The organism is Flavobacterium columnare NBRC 100251 = ATCC 23463 (genome assembly GCF_002530675.1).
In the GTDB taxonomy this organism is placed as follows: domain Bacteria; phylum Bacteroidota; class Bacteroidia; order Flavobacteriales; family Flavobacteriaceae; genus Flavobacterium; species Flavobacterium columnare.
Genome location: NZ_PCMX01000008.1, coordinates 15,908 through 29,154 on the forward strand (window position 1 = coordinate 15,908; position 13,247 = coordinate 29,154).

At 32.0% G+C, this 13,247-nt stretch carries 11 protein-coding genes; 4 read left to right on the top strand and 7 right to left on the bottom strand.

Annotation, left to right across the window (positions count from 1 at the left end):
- Positions 1-39: 39 nt before the first annotated feature.
- A complete protein-coding gene (locus B0A78_RS01530) occupies positions 40-2,667 on the top strand; it encodes an AsmA-like C-terminal region-containing protein (protein ID WP_065212972.1) in 2,628 nt (875 codons plus the stop codon).
- 213 nt (positions 2,668-2,880) lie between these two features.
- Here the strand turns inward: B0A78_RS01530 and B0A78_RS01535 are convergent, their stop codons facing one another.
- Complete coding sequence (locus tag B0A78_RS01535) at positions 2,881-3,675, bottom strand: DUF2797 domain-containing protein (RefSeq protein WP_065212971.1); 795 nt, start codon at positions 3,673-3,675, stop codon at positions 2,881-2,883.
- A 97-nt stretch (positions 3,676-3,772) separates the two neighbouring features.
- Between B0A78_RS01535 and B0A78_RS01540 the strand changes: the two genes are divergently transcribed.
- On the top strand, positions 3,773-5,284 hold the full coding sequence (locus B0A78_RS01540; RefSeq protein ID WP_014165002.1) for a GH3 auxin-responsive promoter family protein: 1,512 nt from the start codon (positions 3,773-3,775) through the stop codon (positions 5,282-5,284).
- A 243-nt stretch (positions 5,285-5,527) separates the two neighbouring features.
- On the opposite strand, the gene clpX is transcribed toward B0A78_RS01540, so the two are convergent.
- The 6 genes from clpX to B0A78_RS01570 form a co-directional block, all read right to left on the bottom strand.
- Positions 5,528-6,757: an ATP-dependent Clp protease ATP-binding subunit ClpX gene (gene clpX / locus B0A78_RS01545; RefSeq protein WP_014165003.1), complete on the bottom strand. Its 1,230-nt coding sequence runs from the start codon at positions 6,755-6,757 to the stop codon at positions 5,528-5,530.
- Between the two features lie 74 nt (positions 6,758-6,831).
- Positions 6,832-7,488, bottom strand: a complete 657-nt coding sequence (gene clpP / locus B0A78_RS01550) for an ATP-dependent Clp endopeptidase proteolytic subunit ClpP (protein WP_014165004.1) — start codon at positions 7,486-7,488, stop codon at positions 6,832-6,834.
- A gap of 262 nt (positions 7,489-7,750) precedes the next feature.
- Complete coding sequence (tig, locus tag B0A78_RS01555) at positions 7,751-9,079, bottom strand: trigger factor (RefSeq protein WP_065212970.1); 1,329 nt, start codon at positions 9,077-9,079, stop codon at positions 7,751-7,753.
- A 95-nt stretch (positions 9,080-9,174) separates the two neighbouring features.
- On the bottom strand, positions 9,175-9,513 hold the full coding sequence (locus B0A78_RS01560; protein WP_014165006.1) for a phage holin family protein: 339 nt from the start codon (positions 9,511-9,513) through the stop codon (positions 9,175-9,177).
- A 35-nt stretch (positions 9,514-9,548) separates the two neighbouring features.
- Complete coding sequence (locus B0A78_RS01565; protein ID WP_014165007.1) at positions 9,549-10,334, bottom strand: alpha/beta fold hydrolase; 786 nt, start codon at positions 10,332-10,334, stop codon at positions 9,549-9,551.
- A gap of 345 nt (positions 10,335-10,679) precedes the next feature.
- Complete coding sequence (locus tag B0A78_RS01570) at positions 10,680-11,405, bottom strand: pyridoxine 5'-phosphate synthase (RefSeq protein WP_077225659.1); 726 nt, start codon at positions 11,403-11,405, stop codon at positions 10,680-10,682.
- 122 nt (positions 11,406-11,527) lie between these two features.
- Here B0A78_RS01570 and B0A78_RS01575 point away from each other — a divergent pair, with 122 nt between their 5' ends.
- Together B0A78_RS01575 and B0A78_RS01580 are read left to right on the top strand one after the other, a co-directional pair.
- Positions 11,528-12,214 (top strand): CBS domain-containing protein, encoded by a 687-nt coding sequence (locus B0A78_RS01575; RefSeq protein WP_097609313.1) that lies wholly within the window; start codon positions 11,528-11,530, stop codon positions 12,212-12,214.
- Positions 12,215-12,264: 50 nt separating this feature from the next.
- Positions 12,265-13,149 carry an NAD kinase gene (locus tag B0A78_RS01580; protein ID WP_014165010.1) on the top strand — a complete coding sequence of 295 codons (885 nt, stop codon included), beginning with the start codon at positions 12,265-12,267 and terminating at the stop codon, positions 13,147-13,149.
- Positions 13,150-13,247: the final 98 nt, after the last annotated feature.

The window sequence follows — 13,247 nt, forward strand, 5'->3', positions numbered from 1 at the left end:
AAAAGCTTTACAAGATACAATTTCAAAAAAGATTATAAAATGAAAAAGAAAATTTTTATAGGTATTGGAGCCTCTCTATTAATGATAATTGGGGTTTTAGCCTGCATTCCATTATTTTTTAAAGATACAATAAAAGCCAAAATTCAAGAAACCATTAATGAAAATCTAAATGCCAAAGTTGCATTTGCTGATGCTGATATAAGCTTATTTAAAAGTTTCCCAAAAGCTACTATTTCCTTACAAAAATTTATCATCATAAATCATGCGCCTTTTGAAGGGGATACCCTTGTTGCTTTTGACGAACTAAATCTAAAAATGTCTGTAACTGAACTTTGGAAAGACAAAAAAGACCCCATGTCCCTAGAGTCAATCAGCATTAAAAACGGGTTAGCCAATATCCTTTTCAATAAAGAAGGCAAAGGAAATTTTGATATTGCTAAAAAAACGAATGACCCTTCTACTACTAATGAAAAAAGCGAACCATTTTCAATGAACATACAAAATTATGCTGTTGAAAATTTTCGTTTTAAATTCTATGATGAGCGTTCCAAAATTAAAATGGTTTTAGACAGTATACAACATAGCGGAAAAGGAGACTTTGGCTCTCAAAAATTAGATTTAGAAACTCAATCTGTTGCTAAAGTTTCTCTTGACATGGATAAAATGAACTATATGAAAAATGTAGTCATTACATTAGATGCCGTATTAGGAATAGACTTATCTGCTAATAAGTATACCTTTAAGGAAAATAAGGCAAAAATCAACGAACTTCCTCTAGAGTTCAATGGGTTTATACAAATGCTACAAGGGGAACAACTTTATGACTTAACTTTTAAAACACCTACCTCTTCTTTTAAAAACTTCTTAGGTCTTGTCCCTGCGCAATATGCAGGCAATTTAGAAACCGTAAAAACATCAGGCGATTTTACAATAAATGGTAAGGTAAAAGGAAAACTAAAAGAAAATATAATCCCTACATTTAATATTGCTATAGCATCTAATAATGCTTCTTTTCAATATCCCCAACTTCCAAAATCAGTCCGAAACATTGTAATTGACACTAAAATAATTAACGATAGCGGCGCTTTAAATGATACGTATGTAAATCTAGACCAGTTATCTTTTCAAATAGATCAAGACATTTTTAACGCAAAAGCGTCTATCAAAAATGTAGCTACGAATCCACATGTTAACGCAGCTCTAAAAGGAACTATTAATCTAGGCAATTTCACAAAAGCGTACCCTATAAAAATAGACAAACCCCTTTCTGGAATTCTAAAAGCAGACATAACAACAGAATTTAACATGCAGGCTGTTGAAAAGAATGAATATGAAAAAATTAAAAATGCTGGTACCTTGCATTTAACTGGATTTAATTATACCGGTCCTGAGATGGCTAAACCAGTTCAAATAAAACTAGCTCAGGTTAGTTTTACGAATAGCCAGATTAAACTGAATCAATTAGATATGAAAACAGGGAGTTCGGACTTAAAGATAAATGGTATACTAGAAAATTTCTATGGCTTTTTCTTCAGAAAACAAACCTTAAAAGGTAATTTTAATATGGGCTCAAACCAGTTATATGTTGCCGATTTTATGGCTCCTGCTCCAGTAAACTCAACAAACAATCCTAATTCAAACACCTCTAACAGCGGAGCAAACTCTTCTGTTAAAAAAGGAAAAAAAGAAGCCGTTAAAATACCCGCTTTTCTTGATTGTACAATTAGCGCAAAAGCAAACACAGTTGTATATGATAATTTAACACTTAAAAATGTATCAGGTAAAATGATGATTAAAAATGAAACTGTTTCGTTACAAAACGTAAAAACAGACATCTTTAACGGCACTATTGGTTTTAATGGACTTGTATCTACAAAAGGCAATATTCCAACATTTAATATGAATTTAAACCTCGACAAGGTGGATATTACCCAATCTTTTACTCAATTAAATCTACTAAAAAATATTGCACCTATAGCAGGAGCTATCACTGGAAAGCTTAATTCTACTATTAAGCTAAATGGTAATTTAGATGCTGTTGAATTAACTCCAGATATTAAGACTTTAACAGGGGACTTATTAGGACAATTACTTTCTGCTTCAATAAATGCTAATAATTCACAAATGCTTAGTGCATTAGGATCTCAATTAAAGTTTTTAGACATCAAAAAAATCAATTTAAATGATATTAAAGCCAATTTAGCATTTGATAAAGGACGTGTAATTGTTAAACCATTTAAAATAAAATATCAGGACATCGTAGCTGAAGTAGGTGGCACACATGGTTTTGATCAAAACATGAATTACAATATCAAATTAGATGTACCAGCTAAATATCTAGGAGGTGATGTAAATAAGTTATTAGCAAAACTGAGTCCTAACGAAGCATCAAGAATTGAAAGTGTTCCTATTAACGCGTTGATGACAGGTAATTTTAAATCACCAAAAGTAACTACAGACCTAAAACAAGCAAGCTCCAACTTAGCCTTACAAATTGCGAAGTCACAAAAAGACAAATATCTTAATCAGGGAGTTGATGCTCTTAGCAACATTCTAGGAGGAAATAAAAAAGGAAAAGATTCAACATCTACAAAAGATCCTAAAAAAGAAGCTATTAAAAATACAGCTAACCAAGTTCTTGAGGGTCTTTTTGGTAGAAAAAAATAATTAATTATTAAAAACAAAGAGCTGTGGATGTCTAAAAAGGGATCTATTAATCTCTAGTTTATCTTTTACACAACAGGAAAAATCAGATTATCAACACCATAATTTGACTTTTCCTGTTCACTTTATTCAAACCTCTCTTTGGTTTAAAGAAGTAGGATTGTACCCGTTTGGACACTCTCAGTTTTTGTATTTTTTTATATTGTATAAAAAATATTATAGATCAATCTTTACTACGTAACCTTCATAGGTTCTAATATTAAAAACAGTATTGTCTTCAAATATTAAGTATTGCCCTTTAATTCCTTTTAAAATTCCTGTATAATGTGGTGTTTTTTCTAAATTCAAACTCACTACTTTTTTAGGATATTCTAAAACGGGATACTGAATTTTATATAAATCATCTGCAATAGGATGATAATACTCATGTACCTCTTGAGGCAAAATAAATTGTAAATTATTACGCTCTGCTATCAAATCTACTTCAGGCACTTCATTTTTTAACATACGTTGCCAGTTTGTTTTGTCAGCATATCTTTTTTTTAATGCCACCTCAGTTATACCTGCCAAATAACGATTTGGAACTTCAACAACCGGAATAGCCTGTACAGCTCCCTGATCTATCCATCGAGTAGGTACTTGCGTTTTTCTTGTTACCCCTACTTTCACTTCACTTGATAGAGCCAAATATACTATATGAGGTTGTAATTGTACTTTTTTTTCATATTCTAAATCGCGATCTTCAATATCTAAATGCGCTTTACTTAATTCAGGCTTCATAATCCAATCACCCGCTGATGCACTTGCCATAAAACAATCATAACAAAAACCTTGTCTGAAAATTTTTTTTTCTTTCCCACATTCTAAACACTGATAACCAACATGAAGAAACTCAATTGATTTACCTAATAACTGATTAAGATTTAAAAAAGAATTTTCAAAGACTAGATAGTATTCAATGGGATTAACAAACTCCGTTTGCATTTTGGTAAGTACGCCTTGAAAAGTCATAATAGATTTTTGATTTTAAATGTTAGGTAATCAATTTATTTTTTATTTTAGCGTAAAGTTATGATTCAAAAATCAAAATTCAAAATTCACGATTATAATGCCTTTACCAATTATAAATTCTATTGCCTCTTGGGTTTTAAAACAACGCATTCACCAAATAGAACTTTTTTTAAAATACCCAAATGAAGTACAAGAAGAGCTACTGATGAACCTAATTCGTCAGTCAGAAAATACGGTACTAGGTAAAACTTATCATTTTCAATCAATAAAAACATATCATACTTTTCAGGAAAGGGTACCTATTTCTGACTATGAAGATTTAGAACCTTTAATTGAGCGTACTCGCAAAGGAGAACAAAATGTCTTTTGGCATCAACCGATTAAATGGTTTGCTAAATCAAGTGGAACAACTAATGCTAAAAGCAAATTTATACCTGTAAGTAATGAGGCTCTTGAAAATTGTCATTACAAAGGCAGTAAAGATTTGCTTTGTATGTATCTTAACAACAATGAAAACTCTCAGCTTTTCACTGGAAAAAGCCTACGCTTAGGAGGTAGCAAACAACTATACGAAGACAACAATACCTTTTTTGGAGACTTATCTGCTATACTTATTGATAATATGCCTTTTTGGGCTGAATTAAGCAGTACTCCTTCTAACAAAACTTCTTTAATGAGCGAGTGGGAAACAAAACTTTTAGCAATCGTCAATGAAACTAAAATAGAAAATGTAACTAGTTTTGCTGGGGTTCCTTCTTGGATGATGGTATTGCTTAACAAGCTTATGGAAGAAACTGGAAAAACAAACCTGTTTTCCATTTGGCCTAACTTAGAGGTCTATTTTCACGGCGGTGTAAGTTTTGAGCCGTATCGTGAACAGTACAAAAAAATACTTCCTAAATCAGACTTTAAATACTACGAAATATACAATGCCTCTGAAGGTTTTTTTGCCATACAAGATCTTAATAATTCAAGCGACTTATTACTCATGTTAGATTATGGCATTTTTTATGAATTTATACCCATGGATACATACGGCACCTCAGATCAAAAAGTAGTCCGTCTAGCAGAAGTTGAACTTTACAAAAACTATGCGGTCATAATTACTACTAACGCTGGTTTATGGCGTTATCTAATTGGTGATACCGTTCGTTTTACATCATTATCCCCTTATCGGATTCGCATTACAGGACGAACAAAACATCATATCAATGTCTTTGGAGAAGAACTAATGGTTGAAAACACAGATAAAGCACTCGCAAAAACCTGTTCAGTAACCAATTGCGAAGTAAAAGATTACACCGTTGCCCCCATTTTTATGGATGGAAAAGAAAAGGGAGCTCACGAATGGATTATTGAGTTTAAAACACATCCAGAGTGTATGGAACGGTTTGGTAAAATTTTAGACGAAACTATACAATCACTAAATTCTGACTACGAAGCGAAACGATATAATAACATGACTCTAAATTCTTTAAAAATAAACGTTGCACGTGAAAATCTGTTTTATGATTGGCTGAAAGAAAAAGGGAAATTAGGTGGTCAAAACAAAGTGCCTCGCTTATCAAACTCTCGTGAATATTTAAACAGTCTTTTGGAAATGCAGTAAACTCATATCCTTCTAAAAAAATCATATTTGATCAAAGAGAGAGATTGTTCTTCTTTTGAAGAGGTAGCCCTATAAGAACAAACCATACCGTTTAGGTTATAGGATAATAAATACAAAAAAGCTGCCTAAAAAGGTCTTACTTATCATTCAAACAAAGAAGAATCACTTCTCTGATTTGTAAAAAGTTTTCTATTAAAATGATAAACAAGCATCATTTTTAAAATTTTAGACAGCCTATTTTGCTTACGATGCTATTTCTAAACGTTTAAGTAAATTTTTATTAAGAGTAACTTCCACATACTCTTTATCTACATTTAATTGTTTTTCATCTGAACTTGGTATTTCATACATTGCATCTGTTAGAACAGCCTCACATAACGAGCGCAAACCACGAGCCCCTAACTTATACTCTAACGCTTTATCTACAATAAAATCCAATGCTTCATCAGTAATAGTAAACTCGATTTCATCCATAGCAAACAATTTTTTATATTGTTTGATGAGTGCATTTTTAGGTTCTGTTAAAATAGCACGCAAAGTAGCTTTATCTAAGGGATCCATATACGTTAATACAGGCAAACGACCAATGATTTCTGGAATTAACCCAAAATCTTTAATATCTTTTGGAATTACATATTGCAACAGATTGGTTTCATCTATCTTATCCGTTTCTTTAGATGCTCCAAAGCCCATTGCTTGACGATTTAAACGTTTCGAAATGATACGTTCTATTCCATCAAAAGCACCTCCCGCAATAAATAATATATCCTTAGTATTAACTTCTACAAATTTTTGATCAGGATGTTTACGTCCTCCTTTAGGAGGAACATTAACAACAGTTCCTTCTAACAACTTCAACATAGCTTGTTGCACTCCTTCACCTGAAACATCACGTGTAATAGATGGATTATCACTCTTACGCGCGATTTTATCAATTTCATCAATAAATACAATACCGCGTTCTGCCCTCGTCACATCATAATCCGCTGCTTGCAACAAACGAGTTAAAATACTTTCGACGTCTTCTCCCACATAACCTGCTTCAGTTAACACTGTTGCATCTACTATTGCTAACGGAACGTCTAACATTTTAGCAATTGTTTTAGCTACTAAGGTTTTTCCTGTACCTGTTTGCCCCACCATAATAATGTTTGACTTTTCAATTTCAACATCATCTCCGTGATCCAACTGCATTAAACGCTTGTAATGATTATATACTGCAACTGAAATAACCTTTTTGGTTTGTTCCTGTCCTATGACATACTTATCTAAAAAAGCTCTAATTTCTTTTGGCTTTTGCAAAACTAAATCAGTTACTTTAGATAATCCACTTGCTTTTAATTCTTCTAAAACAATTCCGTGTGCTTGCTCGATACAATGATCACATATATGTGCATCAATACCTGCAATTAATAAATTGGTTTCAGGTTTTCTCCTTCCACAGAAGGAACATTCTAAAATTTCTTTTGCCATTATTCAAGTCAAATGTCGTAAAGTTCAAAGCTAAAAGTCTTCTGGCTTTCTACTTTGAACTTTAGACGAAAAAATTATCTTCTTAAAACTTCATCAATCATTCCGTATTCTTTTGCTTCATCGGCTTTCATCCAATAATCGCGTTCGGAATCTTTATATACTTTTTCAAAAGGTTGTTTTGAATGATGAGAAATAATTTGGTATAACTCATCTTTCAATTTCAACATTTCTTTTAAGTTTATTTCCATATCGGTTGCTACTCCTTGTGCCCCCCCTGAAGGTTGATGAATCATCACCCTTGAATGTGGTAAAGCAGAACGTTTTCCTTCTGCTCCTGCACATAAAAGCACTGCCCCCATAGAAGCTGCCATACCTGTACAAATAGTTGCCACATCAGGTTTTACAAACTGCATTGTATCATAAATACCCAAACCTGCATATACACTACCCCCTGGAGAATTAATATATATTTGAATGTCTTTAGACGCATCTACACTTTCTAAGAACAATAACTGTGCTTGAATGATATTAGCCATATAGTCATCGACTCCTGTGCCCATAAAAATGATTCGATCCATCATTAAACGTGAAAAAACATCTAATTGCGAAATATTCAATTGACGTTCTTCAATTACATAAGGAGTCATACTACTAACAATTTTGTCATAGTACATACTATTTACACCATGATGCTTGGTAGCATATTTTTTAAATTCTTTACCGTAATTCATTTACTATTAGTTTAAAAGTTTAGAGGTTTAAAAGTTTAAAATTATTAATCAAACGTTTTAAACTCGTTACAATTTTTAGACCTTTTTATTTTTAATGACAGTTTGTCAACAAAAAAGCGTCAAACAAAACATTTGACGCTCAAACTTACGTATTTTTTTTATGATTTCTTTCGAAGAAAGTCTAAAAGTTTACAAAAGCAAATTATTTCTTTGATAATTTTAAAATATAAAATTCAAGAAAAAACATACAAATTCTCACATATTAGATTTCACCATACATAGCTTTGATGAATTCATCATAAGTTACTTCTTTAGTAGGTGCGTTTAATTTTTCTTTAAACACATTTAATAATCTTTCGCTCATTACTTGCTCAGACAAACGACGAACTTCTTCTTGATTAGTCATTACACGGCTTACGATATTATCTACATCTTCTTGTGAAGGATCTAACTGACCAAATTGTGCCATTTGTTTTTTGATAATATCACTAGCATATCCTTTTAGATCATCAAAGGTAACTTGTAAATTATTAGATGCGATGATCTTGCTTTCGATTAGCTGGTAACGCAATCCGTTTTCAGAACGTGCGTATTCTACTTCTGCTTGCTCAGGTGTTAAGGGAGTTTCTCCAACTGTTTGAATCCATCTTTTCAAGAATTCGGCTGGCAACTCAACTTGGTGGTTATTAATTAAATATTCTGTTGCATCGTTATAGAACTTTTGATCGGCTTGTTGAGCAAAAGTTTTTTCTGCATCTTCTTTGATTTTAGCCTTTAAATCTTCCACGGAAGCCACATTTCCTTCACCAAATAATTTATCAAATAATTCTTGATTTAATTCAGCGGGTTCAGTTGTAGTAACCTCTTCTATTTTAAAATCAACAGTAATATCTAAACCGTGAACATCATCATGACCTAGGCCTAAATAATCCATTAATTTATGATCATCATTAAACAAGCCTTTTGTTGGAACAGCTACTACATCTCCTGCTTTTTTACCTATAAAAGAGTCTGCTACGGCTTTGTTTTCAAAAATATCTAAAGTAATTTGAGCGGGTTTGTTGATTCCTTTTTCTTCATTTACAAAAGTACCACGAATATCATCTTCTTGAGCAATTATGTCCTTAGAAGACATTTTTCCAAATTGTTTTTGAATTCTAACAACTTGCTCATCTAATAATTTATCATCTGCAACAATATTATAGTATGTTAAATCTTTAGATCCTTCTAATTTTATATCAAATTCAGGAGCTAAACCTAATTCAAATTCAAATTTAAAATCATCAGCATCCCAATTAAAATCTTCCGTAAATTTAGGAAGTGGATTTCCTAAGATATCTAATTTTTCTTCTACTAAAAACTTATTTAAACTTTCTTGAATTAGCTTATTTACCTCCTCAGCTAAAACCGCTTTACCGTATTGTTTTTGCACTAAAGACATTGGTACTTGACCTTTACGGAAACCTGGTATATTCGCGTTTTTACGGTAGTTTTGCAAAACTTTCTCTACCTTTTCAGCATAATCATTCTTTGCAACTTCTACAGTTACCACTGCGTTTAACGCATCAATATTGGTTTTTGTAATATTCATTATATATGTTTTTTACGTACTAAATTTGGGTCGCAAAATTACATAATTTATACCACCCAACAAATTTTATTTTATCAAAATCAACTTACTAATTTTTAGTCTTTTATAAACTTATACAATACCCATTGTGAAACAGACATCAAGACACTAAAAATAAGGGCTGTAACAAACGATTCTACAACAAATCCATCTACCAATTTAGCACACAAAAGAACCATTCCTGCATTAATAACTAGCAAAAAAATACCCAATGTAAAAAACGTAATAGGCAAAGTAAAGAAAACTAATATTGGCTTTAAAAAGGTATTTAAAACCCCTAAAACAAAGGCTACAACAAAAGCTGTTGTAATATCTTTAAAATGTACTTCTTTCATAAAATAAGAAAGCACTATTACAATTAGCGTTGATATTAAGAATTTTTGCAATAATTTCATTTTTATATATGGTTTAAAATATTATTTTTTTATTCCTAAAACGTATTTGAAGAAAAACGCTCCAAAAAACACAACGTTTTTTCTAAAAAATCTTTTGGGTTTTCCGCATGCAACCAATGCCCTGCATTAGCTACGCTGAGTATTTCTGCTTTTGGAAAATGATGGTAAATCGTTTCAAAATCACTATCTGATATATAGTCTGATTTATCGCCTCGCAAAAATAAAGTTTTTTTATCGAAGTGGTTTTCAAATGGCAAAGCTTCGCCAATTACAGAAGTTTTTTCTGTAAATACTTTTAGATTAAATCGAAAACCCAATTGTCCTGGCTCAACCCAATACAAATTCTTTAATAAAAATTGTCTGGTTCCCAAATCCGTTATATATTTTGAAATTACATCTTCTACATCCGAACGTGAGGGTTTGACCGAAAAATCAACAGCATTTAACGCTTGTAAAATAGTTTGATGATGTGGCGCATAATATTTAGGTCCTATATCTGCTACAATTAGTTTATCTACTAAATCGGGATAAGTTGTAGCCAAGAGCATAGCTACCTTCCCTCCCATTGAATGCCCAATTACAGATATATCAAATAAATTATTTTGTTTGCAATAATTCACAACATCATGAACCATAAAATTATATCCCCAATCAGACGTATGAAAACTTTTTCCATGATTACGCATATCTAGAGTATGCACTTCAAAACCTTGTTCTGCATATTGAGAGGCTAAGGTTTTCCAGTTATCTGACATTCCTAAAAAGCCATGAATAATAACTAAACTCTTTCCTTCTCCATGTATATTACTATGTAATTTCATATTTAATTTCTTTGTTTTTACAGGCTCACTTCAAAAGCGACTAAAAACAAATCTAATATTTTTATTTTTTTAACATTCCGAATTCAACGCCTCAATTAATAATTAGGAAACAACCAGTTAGAAATCAATTCATCACTATTACTAGTTTTACACTAGAAATTTCTTTTACCTTTTGTATTGAAGCTATTTTTATTTAAGATTGAATTTAGAATTTTAGTCTCTTTTTAACATTTACTCTGTAACGTTCCAACAATCCACACTTACTCACCAAGTAAATTAATAAGATTGTACGCTATATTTTCCCAAGCCTCTTGAATCAAAAAACTATTACTATTCAATCATTAATTATTTCAACTTTCTCAAATACATATTTACTACATTTTCCAATCCTAAATACAGTGATTCGGAGATCAACGCATGACCAATAGATACTTCTAATAAACCTGGGATGTTTTGATTAAAAAACTGAATATTCTCCAAACTTAAATCATGACCTGCATTAATACCCAAATCTAATTCATTGGCCAATTTAGCTGATGCTGCATAAGGCGCAATACCCTCTTTATTTCCCAGATTGTATTGATGCGCAAATGTTTCAGTATACAACTCAATTCTATCAGCCCCTGTTTCTTTGGCTCCTTCTATCATTTTTAATATTGGATCTACAAAAATAGAAGTTCTAATACCATTGCGTTTAAACTCCTCAATAACTTCTTTTAAATATCTTTGATGCAAAATAGTATCCCATCCTGCATTGGATGTCAAAGCCCCTATAGCATCAGGAACTAGAGTAACTTGAGTAGGCTTACATTCTAACACTAAATCAATAAAGTTATGTTGTGGATTTCCTTCAATATTATATTCCGTGTAGACTATCTCTTTCAAATCACGCGCATCTTGATAACGGATATGACGCTCGTCTGGACGAGGATGTATTGTGATCCCTTGTGCACCAAATTCCTGAATGCGCTTAGCCGCTTCTACTACATTAGGTGTATTTGCTCCACGAGAGTTACGCAACGTGGCAATTTTATTTATGTTTACACTAAGTTTACAATTATTTTGAATCATTTAAAACGATATTTTAATAAAACGGAACAAAAATACAAACTTACTCATGCTCTTATCTATTTTTTTAATTATTTTGCAATTAAATAACAACTCAAAACGTTTTCAAACGATATTCTTAACCCATGAATACACTTATTGACTATATCAATCAAGACTTTACACCATTAGACATTAATGAGGAGGTAGCAACTGCACAAGACTTTTTTACCGATTATCCATTTTCGCATTTTCCAGTAACTGAAAACGGTGTTTTTGTTGGCAATGTAGCCGCAGAAGATGTAGACGGGTTTGATTTTAGCAAAAATCTAGCCGAATACCGATATACCTTTGATCCCTTTTTCACTAGAAGCAACTCTGTTTTACTAGATGTATTAGATGATTTTGCCAAAAACGAAACCAATATCATACCTGTATTAGACCTAAACAATCAATATATCGGGTATTACGAATTAGAAGATGTAATACGTGTTTTTAACGAAACGCCTTTTCTACGTGAATTAGGAGGTATTATAATTATTGAAAAAGGAATAAATGATTATTCTTTTAGTCAAATAGCACAAATAGTAGAAGGCAATAATGCCAAATTACTTGGTGCTTTTATTTCCAATTCTAGTACAGAAAAAATTCAAATTACATTAAAATTAGGAGAAGGGAGTCTGAATGAGATCATTCAAACATTCCGACGCTATGATTACGAAATCATATCCGAACATCAAGAAGATGAACATTTAAGAACACTTAAGGAACGTTCTGATTATTTAGATAAATATTTAAACCTAATATATAATATACACAAAGAACCTTTTTAAAGTTAATGATATACTAACACTCCTTACTTCTTCATCGAAATAGAACAACCATGAAAGTAGCCATCTACGGTCAATATTACCAAAACACAACTGCTCCTATTATAGAGCGGTTAATCCGTTTTCTAAAAACAAATGCTATAGCATTTACCATTGAGGCTAACTTCTTAAAAATCCTTCAGGATAATCAAGTCATTGCCAATACAGTAGAAACTTTTAGCACTCATAATGATTTAGACAGTACTTACCAGATGGTATTGAGTGTGGGGGGAGACGGAACTTTTCTCAGAGCGGCTACATTTGTTAGAGACTCTGGAATCCCTATATTAGGAATAAATGCAGGTAGACTAGGCTTTTTAGCCAATGTACAACAAGAAAACATTGAAAAATTCTTAACCCTTGTACTGGAAAAAAAATACACCATTTCAGAACGCACACTTCTTAGTGTAACTTGTTCTCCCAAATTGAGTTCGCTAGACGACATACATTTTGCCATGAACGAGATTACTGTAAGCCGTAAAGATACTACTTCTATGATAACCATAGAAACGTATTTGAACGATGAATATTTAACCTCTTACTGGGCTGATGGATTAATCATATCTACTCCCACAGGCTCTACTGGTTACTCATTAAGTTGTGGAGGCCCTATTTTAACTCCAGAAACAGAAAGTTTTGTAATCACTCCTATTGCCCCACATAATTTAAATGCCCGTCCTATGGTCATTCCTGACTGTACAATTTTAAAATTAAAAGTAACAGGACGAGAAGAGAACTATCTAGTTTCCTTAGATTCAAGAATTAACTCTGTTAAAAATGAAAGCATTTTAACTATTAAAAAAACACCCTTTAAAATTAAAATGGTGGAAATAACAGAGGAAACCTTTTTAAAAACCTTACGAAACAAATTACTTTTTGGTGAAGACAGAAGAAATTAACAGATAAAATACTAGCCAGCAAACTTTTTCGTTTAGGAATAAATAAGTTTACAAATTAAAAACCAACAAATCAACAATTCACTTTGTAGAGTGTTCAT